A 16,525-nucleotide genomic window follows, 5' to 3' on the forward strand; every position below is an offset into this window, starting at 1 on the left:
TATGAAAGCTTTTAATCTACAAAACCCAGGAATCATCTTGTTTGTCGCAGCCTCGGTGTTTATCCTGTCCTGCGGACAACCTGCTGATCAATCTGCAGATTCACCCCTGGAGACCACAACGCCAGTAGAGGTTGCAACAGTAGATACTGCCTCACTTTCAGAATATACAGAATTAACAGCAGTTTCATCTTATTTACAGAAGAGCTATATCAAAGCTAGCATTAACGGTTACATTCAATCCGCCAGTGCTCAAGTTGGTCAGCAGGTACGGGCTGGTCAGATATTGTTCAGGTTAATCACTAAAGAAGCCCGTGCAATAGGTGATGGTGTGAACGAATTGGACCCTTCCTTAAAATTTTCAGGTCAAACCAGCATCCGTGCAGATCAGAGCGGTTTTGTTACATCGGTAAGTCATCAAAAAGGAGATTATGTGCAGGATGGTGAAGCTATGGCTGTTGTGACCACTCAAAACAGTTTGGTATTTTTGTTGAACCTGCCTTATGAATTAAATGGGTTAACGAAAACCAACCACACAGTAGAACTGACTTTACCAGATGGTGTGCAGCTAAAAGGAACATTAGGTGAGGCATTTGCCGGAGTGGATTCTGCCGCTCAAACCAAACGTTTAATCATTAAGGTAAATCCTGCCTCTGTGATTCCGGAAGGGCTTGTCGCTAAGGTAAGAATGCGCAATACTTATAGGTCGGCCACTCAAACATTACCAAAATCTGCCGTGCTTGCCAATGAGACCGAAGATGAATTTTGGGTGATGAAGCTGATCAACGACACCACCGCTGTAAAGGTTCTGGTTAAGCCCGGAATTACAACCAGCAAAAAGATAGAAGTGCTCAGTCCGAAATTTAACACTAAGGACCGTTTTATTACCGTTGGAAACTATGGCATTGCCGACACTGCAAAAGTAAAAATCATAAAGCAAGACGGTCATGAATAACTTTTTCGTATCGCACAAAAATCCGCTGATCATTGTGCTCATTTTGCTGCTTGCCGGGGGTTTTTATTCCTACGAACAACTAAAAACATCCCTTTTCCCGGAAATCACATTTCCTAAAATAAAAGTGATTGCAGAGGCTGAACTGCAGCCCGTAGATAAAATGGTGTTGACAGTTACCCGACCGCTGGAAAATGCCATAAAGCAAGTACCGGAACTTAAACTGATCCGAAGTACCACAAGCAGGGGCAGTGCCGAGATTTCTGCCTATATGAACAGCGCTGCAGATCTGGATTTGAGCCAGCAGCGAATAGAATCTCAAATTGCAAAGATCAGTGCCAGCCTCCCGGCAGGGGTCAACATTTCCGTAGAGAAGATGAACCCATCTATTCTACCGGTTAGTGGCTATAGTTTAGAAAGTCATAACAAGTCGCCCATTGAGCTAAAGCAGATTGCCAACTTTATAGTAAAGCCCTTTTTATCCCAGGTTACCGGTGTTTCGGAGGTTAGAATTATTGGAGGTAAGACAAAAGAGTACTGGCTGGAGCTCGACCAGCAAAAAATGACGGCACTCCACATTACTCCGGAGCAAGTTAACGCAGCCATCAGCCAAACGAACTTTATTAAGTCGAATGGCTACCTGTCTGATTACAGTCACCTCTACCTATCAATTACAGACGCAACAGTTAAAACAACTACTGATTTGGAAAACCTTGTGGTTAGCAAGAACAGCAGCCGGATTGTCACGGTAAAAGATTTCGCTACGGTAAAAGTGAGCGAAGGGGTAGAGTACACCAAAATCAATGCGAACGGAAAAGATGGTATTCTGGTTGCGGTAATCAAACAACCTAATGCAAACTTAGTAGATCTTTCCAAAGAGATGTCTGCTCAAATAGCCAAGTTGCGGCACCTACTGCCTTATGGAGTGCAGATAAAACCCTATTACGAGCAGGCAGATTTTGTTAACGAATCTGTAAGAAGCGTGAGCGACAGTTTGCTGATTGGCCTGGCGCTTGCCATTATTGTGGCCATTATTTTTTTACGATCAGTAAAAGCCAGCGCCACCATTTTAATCACCATTCCCGTCACACTCTGCCTGACAGTGATTGTGCTGTATGCCATCGGTTATTCACTGACCATCATGACTTTAGGTGCTATAGCTGCCTCAATTGGACTAATTATAGACGATGCCATTGTCGCCGTTGAGCAAATCCACCGAACTCACGAAGAACATCCGGAAGAACCAACTGTAAAATTGTTGCAGAAAGCCATGAACTATTTGTTCCCGGCTATGCTCGGTTCATCCATAAGTACCATAGTCATTTTTGTTCCCTTTGTTTTGATGACGGGCGTGGCAGGTTCCTATTTCCAGGTAATGACCAACACCATGATCATTACCCTGATCTGCTCTTTTTTTGTAACCTGGATTTGCTTACCGGTAATTTACCTGTTGCTTACAAAAAATGCGGGTAGCAATACCAAAGATGAAGGTGTTGCAGAGCACCAAGTTAAAAACCAGCAATGGGTGGATTATTTTATTCGCCGACCATACATTAGTATCCTGTCCATGTTGGTGTTGGTTGTAGCTATAATTTTTGTATTTCCACGGTTGCAAACCGGCTTCCTGCCGGAAATGGACGAAGGAAGTATCGTATTGGATTATCATACCCCTCCAGGTACTTCCCTGGAAGAAACAGACAGGATCCTGAAAGAGATAGAAAAAGGATTGGTTAAAATACCAGAAGTCCAAGCCTATTCGCGGCGTACAGGGACACAAATGGGCTTTTTCATTACAGAGCCGAATAGCGGAGATTATTTGATCCAGCTTAAACCGAATAGGGATAAAACAACTGAAGAAGTCACTTCAGAAATCAGGCAGATGATTGAAAGTTCACAGCCATCCCTTACAGTTGATTTTGGCCAGGTGATAGGAGATATGCTGGGCGATTTAATGAGCTCCACCCAGCCCATTGAGGTTAAGGTTTTTGGCGATGATGAAACACAATTACAAGAACTGGCGCGTAAAATCTCCGGTATTATTGGTGATATTCCCGGCACGGCCGATGTATTCGATGGGATTGTACTGTCGGGCCCAACAGTAAATATACAGCCAGACTTCTCAGCCCTGGCGCGTTATGGCATCACACCGGCCAGTTTCCAGTTCCAGGTTCAAACTGCGATGCAGGGCAATGTGGCAGGAAACCTGTACGATAGGCAACTGTCACCAATCCGACTCATTTACCCAGGAAGCAAATCATTTGGAACCAATGACGTAGAAAAGCTGAAAATCTTTTCAGCAGCGGGAGCTGCCATTCCCATACAAGGACTGGCAAAGGTGTCAATCATTAAAGGCACCTCCCAGGTAGAACGAGAGAACTTGCAATCCATAGGCGTGATCACCTCAAGACTGGATGCCAGAGATTTAGGTAGCGTAATGACGGAGGTAAAGAAAGCAGTTGGTGCCAAAATCAGTTTGCCTCCTGGCTACCACATAGAATATGGAGGAGCGTATGCAGAACAACAACAGTCGTTCAAAGAATTGCTGACCATCCTGATCACTTCCAGTTTACTGGTATTTAGTGTCATCTTGTTTCTATTCAGGGATTTCAGGATTGCTATCCTAATCCTGCTAATTTCCGTACTCGGAATATCAGGCAGTTACCTTGCCTTGTTTCTTACCCATACTGCATTAAATGTCGGTAGCTATACAGGCTTGATCATGATTGTTGGCATCATTGGCGAAAATGCCATTTTTACATTCCTCCAGTTTAAGGAATCTTTGCATAAGAAAACTGTAGATGAAGCGATCACTTTTGCCATTTCTACACGCTTGAGACCAAAACTAATGACAGCCTTGGGAGCCATTATTGCATTGTTCCCGCTGGCGCTTGGAATAGGAGCAGGAGCACAGTTGCATCAGCCACTCGCAATTGCGGTAATCGGAGGGTTTATAGTAGCGTTACCGCTATTGCTGATTGTGCTGCCAAGTATGATTCGGCTTTGGTATAAAGAATTTCAGAATTAATTCAGAATTCGATATTATCCTTGCATCCACAATGCAAACAATGTTGAACAGAATACTTAAAAGCAGGTACTCCATACTTTTTTCCTTTATGCTGGTATTCGTTGCCAGTTCTTTTCTGGTAAGATCAGTCTTGTTTGCGATCTCAATCAACAAGGCTGATTTTACAGTTCTCGGAGTACTGTTCTTTTACCTTCTTGGCTTTATCTACGATATAGGAGTTGCACTATTTTTAACCGCTTTGTATAACCTTTACCTGTTGATGTTACCAGGTAAATTGCTTAGTTCCAAATTCAATAAGATAGCTACTTATGGCTGGCTATTCCTAATCTTACTCATATCTTTCTTTTCTTTTTTTGCAGAGCTTACCTTTTGGCAGGAATTTGAAAGCCGCTTCAATTTTATTGCGGTTGATTACCTGATTTATACCTACGAAGTCATCAACAACATCAATGAATCCTATCCGCTGCCATTACTGATTGGCGGGGTGGTGGTACTTGTGCTGTTGGTTATGTTTGTTTTTCATTGCAAACAAATATTTAAAGCTGCTTTCGAAGCCAAAACGCCTTTTAAAAGCAGGTTGCTGGTGTCATGTACTATGTTGATTTTAACAGTGGTTTATCCGTTTCTACTCAGCAATAGCGCCGCAGAACATAGCACCAACCGTTACCAAAATGAGCTGGCCAAGGCAGGAATTTATTCCTTCTTTTCTGCATTTAAAAACAACGAACTGAATTACAACGATTTTTATGCGCTGCTACCTAATAAAGAAGCATATCGGCTAATCAGGCAGGATTTGCAGTCGGCCAGTGCGCAATTTGTTAAGCAAGGCAACTCCATCTTGCGAAACGTCACCAATGCAGGCACACCTATAAAACCCAATGTAATCATGATCACTGTGGAAAGCCTGAGTGCAGATTACATGGAGCATTTTGGCAATACCCAGCACCTGATGCCGGTATTGGATTCGTTGGCCGAGCATAGCGTGCTTTTTACCAATATGTATGCCACCGGAACCAGGACAGTAAGAGGTATGGAAGCGCTCACCTTATCAATACCGCCAACCCCGGGTAGTAGTATTGTGCGCAGGCAGGGCAATGAAAATCTGCAAACGGTAGGTTATATCTTTAAACAGGCAGGCTACAGTCGCACGTTTTATTATGGCGGAGATGGCTATTTCGACAACATGAACGAGTATTTCGGCAGCAACGGGTTCGACATTACGGATAGGGGAAGGAACATCAAATTGGATGATAATTATTTAACCAAAAGAACGGTAATTACAGATGACCAGGTGCATTTTGAAAACGCATGGGGAATTAGCGATGAAGATTTATTTGATGCAGTGATAAGGGGATCTGATGAACAATATAAAGATGGCAAACCGTTCTACAGCTTTGTGATGACGACATCCAATCACCGCCCGTTTACATTTCCTGCCGGAAAGATCGCAATGCCGAGAGGCAGCAGGGAAGCGGCTGTGCGTTATACCGACTACGCCATAGGCGAGTTTTTAAGAAAACTAAGCAGCAAACCATGGTATAAAAATACAGTGGTAATTATCGTGGCAGATCATTGCGCCAGCAGCGCAGGCAAGAATGAGATCGACATCAGTAAATATCATATCCCATGTTTGATCTTAAACCTGCCACAAGCCAAGCCATTAAAAATTAACCAAATGTGCTCCCAAATAGACTTATATCCGACTTTGTTTAATTTGTTGGGCTGGAATTACCAAAGTAACCTCTTTGGTAAAAATGTATTAGCGCCAGGTTACCAACCCCGCGCAGTCCTGGGTACCTATCAAAAACTAGCCTACCTTAAACAAGATAGCTTGGTGATCCTTGGTCCGCATCAAAAAGTGGAGACTTTCCTTTACCAGAAATCAACCAACGAACAAAAACCAGTAAAATTAACAGGTGAGGTAGTAAACTTGGCGAAATCCAATTACCAAATAGCATACGACCTCTTTAAGAATGGAGGTCTGCATCAGTAGGGGTGTGTATCGGCAGGCTGAACACAAAGGTACTGCCTTCTCCAGACTTACTCGTTACCCAGATTTTTCCATCGTGCCGTTGGATAATCTCTGCGCATAAATACAAGCCAATCCCGAAACCAGAAATTGATCTCATTTGCTCACCCTCCACGCGATAGTAGCGATCGAACAAGTGTTTCAAATCCTTTTCGGCTATGCCCATGCCTTCATCAGTTACGCTAACCTGGGCGTAGGCGTTGTCAATTTTAGAGGATACAGTTATTGTACTTCCTGTTGGAGAATACTTTACCGCATTGCTGATTAAGTTACTGAGCACCTGACCTATCTTATCATGATCTGCCTTCACCTCAATGGGCTCAATTTGTTCAAAAACAAGCCTATGGGAATTGTTGGTCGTCACAGTTTCTTCTTCAATCTCCTTCAGCAGGTCAGCCAAATCAAATACTTGCTTATCAATATAAATCTGGCTGGATTCCAGCCGGGAAACGTTCAAAAAGCTATTGATCATGTTGGTCATCTTTTTGATCTGCACATTTGCCTTATCCAAAGACGAGATGCCAAACTCATCTCCATTTTTCTTTGCGCGATTTTGCATCAGCTGGATATAGGCATTGATTGAGGTGAGTGGCGTTTTTAGCTCATGACTTACCATACCTATAAAATCGTTCTTCCTGATCTCGTCTCTTTTTTGATCAGTGATGTCCTGTACAGTACCGCTTAAACGGGTGGGTTGACCTTGATCATCAAATAATGCTTTTCCTTTTGCCCTAACTACCCGTGGTTCAGGATTTTTTGGATTAATGATGGTGTATTCGATATCATAATTTCCGCCCAGCTTAAAGTTTAATGCTTTTTGTATGGCATCCAACACGCGCAAACGGTCTTGCTCCATAATCACATCCGTAGCCTTTGAAAGTTCTATCTCCTCATCCGGATTCAACCCAAACCAGTATTTTAGCAGGTCATTCCCGGCGAATCTTCCGCTCCGCGGATTAAAATCAAAGGTACCCAGTCCGGCCGCATCAATGGCAAACTTGAGGTCGTCCTGGCTTTTTATCAAATTGGAGTAAGTTTCCAGTTGCTGAAATTGTACTTCCGTCAATTCCCGGTTAGCCTTTTCCAGCGCCTTTTTATCATTAATTTCGTTAGTGATTTCCATGACAATGCCCGAGAACATCGAGTAGTTGCCCATTTCATCACGGATAACCCTTCCGGTAGACCGCAGCCAGATTAACTCATTGTTGTCGAAACGGTGCTGACTAAAAGTAATGTCGTAATGTCCGCCATCCCTAATTGCCACAGCGATGGCCTCTCTGATTTCTAACCTGAATTCTTCACTTACCTGACCAATTGCATCCTCGTAAGTCATGGGCTCCTCACGCGTGTAACCATAAATCTCCGCAAGTACGTCGTTGTATTCCAGTGCTTTTGTTTCAGGATGAATGTACCATGAACCGATCCTGGCAGCCTCAACGGCCATGCGCAGTTGTTCAGCAATCCGCTCCGCTTCTTTATTTAGTTTCATGCCCAATTAAGTAGTTGAAAATAGCTCATTATAAATTTCCGCGCAGTAATTGCTGGAGAGCTGTAGCCGTTATGCAAAAAAAATAGGTTCATAAATGATGAGTACCAAAATACTAAATATTTAGTATTTTGTGGCATGCAGCCGATCCAACTCTCAAAAACAGATGCCCGTAAAATTATTTTACATGCGGCAGGACTTTCAAAGGAAGCCCAGTTTGGTACAGGTATAGAAGCCGTTTACCGGTTTATTGATCATCTTGGCTTTGTACAACTGGATACGAATTATGTGGTAGAGCGGGCCCATCACCAGGTAATCTGGTCGCGCGTGCCGGATTATGAGCAGGAATGGCTAAAGGATCTGCAGGAAGAGGGCCGAATATTTGAGTTTTTTACTTCAGATTCCGGTTTTATCCCGATGCATGACTTCCGCTTTTCATTACCTGTTAAGGATTCATTTGAAAAAAATAGGAAGGAGCTAACCCCTGCTGAAAAGAACCTGATGAAGCAAATCCTGGATCGTATTGAGCGCGAAGGACCGCTGATGGTGGGCGATTTTGACAACGACCGAATTGAGGCCAGTTCAGGCTGGTGGGATTGGCGACCAGCTAAAGTGGCATTGGAGCGCTTGTACCTAAACGGGCAATTGATGATTACACGAGACCAAAAGTTTCATAAAATCTATGACCAGCCGCTGAACCTTGTTCCAGCAGATACCGATTTAACCTTACCATCAGCAGAAGAATACGCAAGATTTGTGGTCATTAGGACGCTCGGCGCATTGGGCATTGCTTATGTTAAAGACATTGCCTGGCGGGCGCGGTATGTAAAAGGTAACCTGGTCAAACAAGAACTGGGGAAGATGGTGGCGGAAGGTTCGGTCATAAACGTTCAGGTTGAGGGCTTTAAGGGACCTCTGTATATGCTTGAAGATCAAAAAACAGCAATTGAAATAAGTAATGAAGCATTTATTCTTTCACCTTTTGATATTTTAAACGTCTTCCGCCATCGTTTAAGGGATTTCTTTGATTTCGATTATCAGGTGGAATGCTTTGTGCCTGCACCTAAGAGGAAGTATGGATATTTTTCTCACCCAGTTTTAGTGGGCGATAAATTTGTGGCAAGGTTAGATGCCAAGGCGGATAGAAAGAACAAAAAGTTAATCGTTAACAACCTACATTTTGAAGAGGTAGAACTGACTTATGAATCTTTGATAAAAATTACGGAGAAGCTAAAAGCATTCGTGTTATTTAATGGGTGCATGGATGTGGAATTGGTTAAGTCTAACCGTGAAGATTACCTGTTGGCCATTAAAAGTTGTTTGTGAAGGTAGGCGCAACCTTTTGTTTAAGCGATGTGTCCCAGCGGTTTTTAGAATACGAAGATGATTTCAAATTATGGGATGGATTTGTTACAGCAGAACAATTAAAGAAAAAGATACTAGAAGATTTTTTTAAGCAATGGATTTTTTTATAAACAAATCTCAATGAGGAAATTAGATAATATATTTTATGTGATTTTTATTTTATTGTTGATGTCTTGCCATAAAAGTCTTGACGATCGTAAAATAGAGACACTCGTAAAAAGCAAAAATATAGAAGATTTGATAATCGGGGTATTTGAAGCTGGTGAACGAGGAGATAAGAGATTTATCTCATTATTACTATTGAATGCTGATAATCCTTCTGCCAGCTTGAATATTAGGTTCACAGGATTTACTGTATATCAGCAAAAAATGTCTGCGCTAAAGAAAATCTTAAAAGTTAGCCCTCCAGTCCCCATTCAACGGAGTCCAGACTCTTTAGTCATTAAATTCCATAAGAATTATGTTAAGAATCACCATTTTAGTAAGTGATTTTAAAGAAGTCAGAAGTTAATCTCAACGTAAATTTATAATTGAATATCAATCTGTATGGGAATTTTAGTTGATGTAATAACCTTTCCTGAGATTTTCGCAAAGAAGAACGTTACTCCGCGAAAATTGAGAATTAATAACCAAATTTATAGTTGGTATGATAAAATGAAACATGCTTTTTTAATCACTGCAGTAGTATCGATATTGCAGGGATGCAATTTGTATAAAAAAGATTTCTATAGTTTAGGTGGCAGGGATGAGGCAATATCAAATGCCATTTCAGATTTTTTAAAAACCGAAAGGCAACTAAATAAAGATTCTGTCTATGACGTAAGTTACTCTAGTGGTGTAGAACAAAAAATTGAAATAAGAAGATCTGATGGTATTTATCAAGATTCAATTCTAGGAGTTGATTCAACCAGAATAAAGGTTGTTTTCTTTGCTTTGCATAAACCAGTCGTTTTCACATCAACACTTGGTTCAAATAATGCCCATATCCTAGATTATTCAAAATATATTGAAAAAGGGGGAAAGCTTTTTATTTTTAGGGACAAGCAGCCTGTGACTGAAAGTACTTTAGCCGTTTTTAGGAGATTTAATATCGTAAGCGATATCGATTCACTGTATTTATTGGCTGATCATGACCAAAAAGCAGTCTTCTATTATTTTTGCAAAAAAGATCTGCGAATATTTAAGAAGGTTAAAGGAGCTTATGAGAGAAAGTACGAGTTTAAGCCCCAATTAAACTGCCCGAAAAATTAAATGGATTGACAATTCTAAATTTGCGGACTGGAGGATCAAAAGCTTTGAATATAAGAATCTTGCGCAAGGTGATACGGAACAGGCTATACCACTAAACAACTTAGTACATCACTTGGTAATGGATTTGGGGCGTCCGCAATGTATAATTATAGAACTATATGAGTATCTAAATGATCAATAAAGAGTTTATTACTAGAAAAGATAGTAAGATTTTATATTTTGTTTTTGGCGTTCCGATGCTTGTGTTAATAGGATTTGTCGTTTATACAGCGACTACCGGGCCAAGCACTCAGGAGTTAATCGCTACAGGCGATTTGGCTGAAAGTTTTACTGGACGGGTTGATTCATTGTATTTTGATGAAAGGAACCATAATGGCAAATATGCCGTTTTGGACGGCGAGCAAATATGTCCAATAATAAGGCCTTGGGAGCAATATGTCGAGGTCGGTGATTCACTGTCAAAGAAACAAGGTTCTTTTCTTCTGGAAGTTTATAAAAGAAACCATACAAAGATGACTCTTGACTACCGAGATACATATAAAAAACGAAAGATAAAAGATATTACCTTTTAGATTCTTCTACTTTTATATTTCACAAGCCAGAAATAGGATTTTGCGCAAATGGTAGCTTACAAATAAGCAGAGGAATATGTTACGGCAACATTCATTAACATTACTATCACAAAATAAAATGCTAGACCTTAATTCAAATAAGTTACTCAAATATATCTCGACTTATCTTACACTAAACGCGACCGTAAGCCTAATTGCTATAATGTTTCTTTTTGTAAATTTAGATACAACGAACTTGTTTGCAGTATTTGGAGTTAGTGCAATGCTTCTACTTTCGATGATAACGTTAGTTGTGAATTTCTTTGTCTTAAAATCTGGTTTTTGTGACGCTAATAAACTTTATTTTAATTGTCTGATTTCTTTCGTGCAAGTCTTTCTTATTTTTACTAATGGCTTTTACTTCAAATACACTCAAGGATTAGAATGTATAGGGTATCATTATACCAATGATGCTATGATGAGTAGCGGCTTCAGATTTTTTCGACCTGAATTTAAAGCTTACCTTACATTAAATTTTGCAGACGCTACTGGTACGGTGGTTGGAGTGGATTTTGTCGCGCTAGTCTTATCTTTAATTTTATTAAATTATGCCATTAAAGTCAGAAATTCAAGCCGTTCAATTGAGATCGCATGACTATCTTTCACAGGGGTTTGATTACAAGGTATCCATCTGGGTTAAATGAAACGATCGAATTGATAAGATAGATTGAATTTAGAAAAGAACCACAATAATCTGACTGCAGTTAGTTGAACCCGGTACACGAGTAACTCATTGGAGATTTGAGATAGCAGTGTTTTAAACACCATTATTTATTAATTTTACATAACCAAGTAAACTTACGAATAACCACATACCATTCAAATAGCCCGAACCGCGGATGTAGTTTTGTAAGACTAAATAGACTTGCGAATATGATTAGAAGTGTAATTATAGATTCTGCTCTTATTCTTATCAATGGTGAATTGATGTCAAAAATCTCGGAAGGCTCAGATCCAGGATAGTTAGCAACGGTAATAAAAAATAGTCCGTCTGCAAAAATAATTTAGTTATGCTGTTAATACATGAATAAACATGAATTTCGATCAATTTAACTCCATTTTAAGTCCAATACTATTGATACTGGTGGGAATACTAATTAAGGTTTCGCCCGTTGCTCAGCGTACTTCTTACAAGAAATTTTGGTGGTCTTTTATCGTAATGGGCATCTTTCTATTGTTAAAGGAACTGTTTTATTAGACCCCAAGAAATAATAGGATGATAAAACGTCTTCGTCGGACGACTAACTATACTAACAGGCTATACGGTATTAGACAATCATGTTTCCCCATGAAAGGTCCTAACTTCTTGACCTTTTCCATTTTATATACTTCGGAAGAGCTACAAGCTTGATTAAATCCTCTGTATCAATTTCATTTGTCAACGTCCGCATCTCTAAATAACCAATCTCTTGTACACTAGCCTTTTCTCCCAAAAGATTATCTAGTACTAAATGTAAGCAGTTTATAAAATTGGATTTGTGATTTGGATCGTAATTAGGCTCATATACCCGTAAGCCAATTTTCTTGGATGAACTATTTTCCAGAGGCATGAAATACATAGTTTCTGCATCTAGCTTAACACCATCATAACTAATCACACCATCGTCAATCGCGGGTTTAAATGCAATAATATTCCAGTTTTCTAATGATGGCGCTGCTTCTACCAAAGTTTCCACTGCTTCAAAGAAATCCTCATTTCCTCCAGCCGTTACAATTAAATCCTGTTTCTCATCTGGCATGCCACCAATCTCGAAATACAAATTCTCACAGTACAGATGTAAATGTTCCAGGAAATCGTTCAAAATTTCCTCTCTTTCGTCATCATCCTCAATTTGATTAAGGAAAAAATATTTTGCTTCATTCTCTTTAAACCAGTTCCAGAATACGTGCTCTTTTTTCATTCCTTAATATTAATGTTTTTATCTGATTGTACGAATGTAAAATCCAAATCGCATATTTATATGTTAAAGATGGGTAAATACCCAGTGCAGATAAATCTCTTAAATGTCAGAAGAACCAAACAACTCTCAGTTCAACGAAATTGAAATTGTAGGGACCATTAACGACTTACATTTTTTAAAGCAATTTGTAGAACATTCTAACTCGGTCTCATTGTATGGTGAATTTGAAATTGAACCTTTTACAGTATTTTCTATAGAATTTCAAGCAGCCTACTGGTATCTCAAGTATCTGGTTTTAAAAAATCAAGTGGTCCGATTGGATTACGATACATACGCTTTTTATGATGAGAACAATCTGAATGTCATTTGGTTAAGCGTAAAAAATGAGCACAATTCAATAATCGAGTGTCGAGATGGAAATTGGTCAGTAAGACTGTCTAGAACAGATGATGGAAATAGAAAATTGTTCAGTCGCCATGATGTTTCACTGTAACTCATTAGTTAAAAATTGAGCCATGTTTGAATATTTATGGATTTAAATAAGAAAATAATGACTAGTATATTTGTTGATTTCAATAGTGTCGATAATCATGGTAGACTTCGTTTGAATAACCATCAAACATTGATTGATGTAAACGAAAAAAAAATTAAACTTCGAAATGGTGGGAAATTGAGTTTGAATGATCATGACGGTCTTATCACTGCTGGTACTGTTGAATTTTCTGAACAAGAAAATATTTGGGTTGCTAGGGTGGTTTAGGATAAACTAAAAGAGACTTAACGTCGCTTGGTAAAATTAATAAATTAACCGAGATTTGTAAGGGTAAAAATTTTATGGAGATTTTCATAGTTGTTATCATAATGTTTACCGCGATTACCGCACTTACCGTTCTTATAATTAGGACACTCATTAGAACTGCTGTTCGAAGACATATAATCCCCTTTTCATTCGGATCTAACTTTGTTTTAGAACGGTACAAGTTTGCTGGACCATTTAGCAATGGTGACTTCCCAGAACCGGAATTCAAGATTGGTTTTGTCTCTATTCACGGATCAATTATAAATTCCAATATGTGTATCTATACATAAAGCATATAAATCATGTCGATTCACATAGAATCACTGCGAGAATTGATACCTTATTTTTTTGGATAAGAAAAATAGAATATAGTCATGAATTAAGTTCCTAACTTCTTGACCTTTTCCATTTGATGTACTTTGGAAGAGCTACAAGCTTGATTAAATCCTCTGTATCGATTTCATTTGTCAACCTCTTGCTGGGTTAATATTAACTTGTCTTGTCTGTTATCGCAGAAGAAAAGTAATCCTATATAATCTTTTTTAACCTCATAAAAGACACTGGACTGTGCTACAATCACCGCTTTTCTTACATTAGGTAAATCTGTTTCTGGAAACATCATGGGCATTGCGGATACCGCCCTTAGCAATTTCTTTGTTTTCTTAATGAAGCTTCTGGACGCTGAGATACCTCAGTTATTTGTAATAAAAATTACAATTGAATCAAATGTCTCCTCTGCTTCGGGAGACCAAATCACCTGCATTAAATTTGGTCGTATTTCTTAAATACTTCTTCAGATGTCTTACCCATACCTTTTTTTAGCTGGTCTTGCCCTCTTTTTATGCCCTCAACTACATGGACAGGAAGAGGGTCATCCTTCTTCTTCTCAAAAGGAACCGCTAAAGCTTTTAAAAACGCCTTTAATGCTTTTTCTTGCGATTTGTCCGGATGTACAAGATATGTTTCCATAATTCAAATATAGCTAAATTGAATTTATCATGATATTCCAATCTCAAAATATTTCCCGAACTTGATGTCTCAACATTACCCTATGTGTTTGGGTTTTTATGATACTCCAGAAATCTAGCCGTACGGAAGCAGTTCAATTTATATACGCAGAAATGAAAAAAAGAACTAGTAAAAAACTACCTAAAGAAATAATCAGAGCGATTTATGATCATGATTTTTCACAAGTTGAAAATTGGAGTTCTATAAATGGGGTTGACTGCGTTGATAACGATTTCCGAAGCTTACTTTTTTTCGCAATATTTTCAGATTCATTTACTGCGGTTGAAAGATTGATTAGTAATGGAGCTGGTGTCAATTTAAAAGATGGTCTTGGATGGTATCCGCTACACTATGCTTCACAAAGATATTTGCCAGAAGTTGTCAAGGTACTTGTTCACGCTGGAGCAGATTTGGAAGTAAAAGATGAATACGGTAATACACCGCTTTGGAGAGCGACATTTAGTTCTGACGGAAGAGGGGAGGTGATCAAGTTATTGCTTTCAAAAGGCGCTAATCCAAATAATCAGAATAACTTTGGAATAAGCCCAATTAAACTAGCGGAAACAATTGCCAACTATGATGTAAGCCAATACTTTTCCAAGGTATATTAAAATCGGCTTGGTTGTTATTCAGGGGTCTATTATGAATTCAATATACATTCAATGGTCAACGTCTGCATTTAAATCAAGTTTAACTAAGTTGAATAACTACTTATCTTGATACAACTTTCCAAATTCATTATTGACTTTGTCTGTGAATGCCTTAGAAAACGTTTCTCTGGCGGTTTGATCCAATAATGGATTGTAGATCATTGGAACAGACTGGTCACCACTACCAAATTTCTTGTCCTTATTGGAATCTAGTACCGTTTGGATTAACATTACTCCTGAGGGATTTGTAAATGTCCAGCTAACCACGTGTGCATTATTTGGAGAGATTTGTCTAAATCTGGCGCCAGATAAATCAGAAACAAATAAGTAAGCAGGGTCATTGTATCCCAATTTTCCATCGCCATTGAAATCAGTCGTAGTCACTTTGTACAAAATAAAGTCTTTCCTACGCTCAAAGTTGGTGATCAATAAAGCTCGATTAGAATCCAATAATTTTGAAGCACCGGTTTCCAAATTGTAAAATGCAATATTCCAATAGTTTTCTGCTTCGCTGTCAGAGGAGTAACGCTTCATGTCCCCCTCATCTTTCAATGATGAAATTCCTAAGGGATACAAGATGTAAGAACTACCGTCGACAGCCACGCCTTCATGAATGGAAAAGACCATACTGTTACCAGTTTTAGTGGGTTCTTTACCCTGGTTACTTTTCTTATCATTCGCCACTGGGATGCCATCATTGCTTTCAGTATTACACGACAATAGCGCGATCGACGCAATGATTATAGCTTTATAAACTTTCATGAGAGGGGGATTTATCTTTATCAAATTATTGGTGAGATAAAAATTTTCGGTTTTTGTTACCGTTAATGAATGATAATAATCTAATTGCTTGCTGCTTGTAAGGATTTGAGGTCAAATATATAATAAGAAGTTCTTCTCATAATTACTATATTAAGTCAATAGAAAGTAATATTGATTACATTTTTAAATATATATTTAGCTATTAAACCAGCTAACAATGAAGATTCGTGTTTCCGTCAAGCAACTAGGCAAAAAGAATCCGGTAATCCAGGAAAAAAGTATTGATCTAAATATTTCAAATACATTAATCAGCGCCCGCAATCACTAAATGGATACGTAAAATTGATAAGGATTGCATATATCACCTTAAGCTCAAGGTTAAAACTTTTGAAGAATCGGGATGTGATTATGACTACCCCCAAACGGGTCGAATTAGGATTAAGAAAGATACACTGATATTGACAACAATTGATTTGGAATCTAATCTTCCTGGTAGCAACAAATATATAGCAGTTTCAGTGGCTAATTATTTAATTAAAGGTAAGAGTCTCCTTCTCGTCGCAGTAAAAATCAATTACGACGGTAAATGGAGTTCTGAAAAACCACCAAAAGGATTTGTTTTTCACTAAGCTCAATAAGTGATAATATTGATTCTATTTATCTAGATCTCACTTGATTCCAATGCGCAA

Annotated in this window: 15 protein-coding genes; 11 read left to right on the forward strand and 4 right to left on the reverse strand. The window is 38.9% G+C overall.

What is annotated here, in order from left to right:
* The first annotated feature begins 1 nt into the window (after position 1).
* From ACXZ1K_RS11370 to ACXZ1K_RS11380, 3 genes are read left to right on the forward strand one after another with little or no spacing between them, the layout of a single operon-like run.
* The gene (locus ACXZ1K_RS11370) at positions 2-952 is read left to right on the forward strand and encodes an efflux RND transporter periplasmic adaptor subunit (RefSeq protein ID WP_458969784.1); all 951 of its coding nucleotides are present in this window, start codon (positions 2-4) and stop codon (positions 950-952) included.
* On the forward strand, positions 945-3,974 hold the full coding sequence (locus ACXZ1K_RS11375; RefSeq protein WP_458969785.1) for an efflux RND transporter permease subunit: 3,030 nt from the start codon (positions 945-947) through the stop codon (positions 3,972-3,974). Before ACXZ1K_RS11370 ends, ACXZ1K_RS11375 begins: the two co-directional genes overlap by 8 nt.
* Positions 3,975-4,014: 40 nt before the next feature.
* Complete coding sequence (locus tag ACXZ1K_RS11380) at positions 4,015-5,967, forward strand: LTA synthase family protein (RefSeq protein ID WP_458969786.1); 1,953 nt, start codon at positions 4,015-4,017, stop codon at positions 5,965-5,967.
* Here the strand turns inward: ACXZ1K_RS11380 and ACXZ1K_RS11385 are convergent.
* Positions 5,942-7,492 carry a PAS domain-containing sensor histidine kinase gene (locus ACXZ1K_RS11385; RefSeq protein ID WP_458969787.1) on the reverse strand — a complete coding sequence of 517 codons (1,551 nt, stop codon included), beginning with the start codon at positions 7,490-7,492 and terminating at the stop codon, positions 5,942-5,944. The genes ACXZ1K_RS11380 and ACXZ1K_RS11385 overlap by 26 nt on opposite strands.
* Positions 7,493-7,627: 135 nt before the next feature.
* On the opposite strand from ACXZ1K_RS11385, the gene ACXZ1K_RS11390 reads away from it, so the two are divergent.
* The 5 genes from ACXZ1K_RS11390 to ACXZ1K_RS11410 all read left to right on the forward strand — a co-directional run bounded on the left by ACXZ1K_RS11390 (position 7,628) and on the right by ACXZ1K_RS11410 (position 11,914).
* Positions 7,628-8,815, forward strand: coding sequence for a winged helix-turn-helix domain-containing protein (locus ACXZ1K_RS11390; RefSeq protein WP_458969788.1), 1,188 nt, complete (start codon positions 7,628-7,630; stop codon positions 8,813-8,815).
* Between the two features lie 159 nt (positions 8,816-8,974).
* On the forward strand, positions 8,975-9,343 hold the full coding sequence (locus ACXZ1K_RS11395; protein WP_458969789.1) for a hypothetical protein: 369 nt from the start codon (positions 8,975-8,977) through the stop codon (positions 9,341-9,343).
* 57 nt (positions 9,344-9,400) lie between these two features.
* Positions 9,401-10,105: a hypothetical protein gene (locus ACXZ1K_RS11400; RefSeq protein ID WP_458969790.1), complete on the forward strand. Its 705-nt coding sequence runs from the start codon at positions 9,401-9,403 to the stop codon at positions 10,103-10,105.
* Between the two features lie 170 nt (positions 10,106-10,275).
* Positions 10,276-10,677, forward strand: a complete 402-nt coding sequence (locus ACXZ1K_RS11405; RefSeq protein WP_458969791.1) for a hypothetical protein — start codon at positions 10,276-10,278, stop codon at positions 10,675-10,677.
* Between the two features lie 1,072 nt (positions 10,678-11,749).
* On the forward strand, positions 11,750-11,914 hold the full coding sequence (locus ACXZ1K_RS11410; protein ID WP_458969792.1) for a hypothetical protein: 165 nt from the start codon (positions 11,750-11,752) through the stop codon (positions 11,912-11,914).
* A 100-nt stretch (positions 11,915-12,014) separates the two neighbouring features.
* On the opposite strand, the gene ACXZ1K_RS11415 is transcribed toward ACXZ1K_RS11410, so the two are convergent.
* A complete protein-coding gene (locus ACXZ1K_RS11415) occupies positions 12,015-12,617 on the reverse strand; it encodes a hypothetical protein (protein ID WP_458969793.1) in 603 nt (200 codons plus the stop codon).
* A gap of 103 nt (positions 12,618-12,720) precedes the next feature.
* On the opposite strand from ACXZ1K_RS11415, the gene ACXZ1K_RS11420 reads away from it, so the two are divergent.
* Positions 12,721-13,110: a hypothetical protein gene (locus ACXZ1K_RS11420; RefSeq protein WP_458969794.1), complete on the forward strand. Its 390-nt coding sequence runs from the start codon at positions 12,721-12,723 to the stop codon at positions 13,108-13,110.
* A gap of 36 nt (positions 13,111-13,146) precedes the next feature.
* Positions 13,147-13,377 carry a hypothetical protein gene (locus ACXZ1K_RS11425; RefSeq protein WP_458969795.1) on the forward strand — a complete coding sequence of 77 codons (231 nt, stop codon included), beginning with the start codon at positions 13,147-13,149 and terminating at the stop codon, positions 13,375-13,377.
* Positions 13,378-14,178: 801 nt separating this feature from the next.
* Here ACXZ1K_RS11425 and ACXZ1K_RS11430 read toward each other — a convergent pair.
* Positions 14,179-14,385 carry a DUF2683 family protein gene (locus ACXZ1K_RS11430; RefSeq protein WP_458969796.1) on the reverse strand — a complete coding sequence of 69 codons (207 nt, stop codon included), beginning with the start codon at positions 14,383-14,385 and terminating at the stop codon, positions 14,179-14,181.
* 152 nt (positions 14,386-14,537) lie between these two features.
* On the opposite strand from ACXZ1K_RS11430, the gene ACXZ1K_RS11435 reads away from it, so the two are divergent.
* Positions 14,538-15,035, forward strand: coding sequence for an ankyrin repeat domain-containing protein (locus ACXZ1K_RS11435; RefSeq protein ID WP_458969797.1), 498 nt, complete (start codon positions 14,538-14,540; stop codon positions 15,033-15,035).
* A 96-nt stretch (positions 15,036-15,131) separates the two neighbouring features.
* Here ACXZ1K_RS11435 and ACXZ1K_RS11440 read toward each other — a convergent pair whose 3' ends face one another.
* Positions 15,132-15,836, reverse strand: coding sequence for a hypothetical protein (locus ACXZ1K_RS11440; protein WP_458969798.1), 705 nt, complete (start codon positions 15,834-15,836; stop codon positions 15,132-15,134).
* Positions 15,837-16,525: the final 689 nt, after the last annotated feature.

Source organism: Pedobacter jaeyakensis, assembly GCF_054461315.1.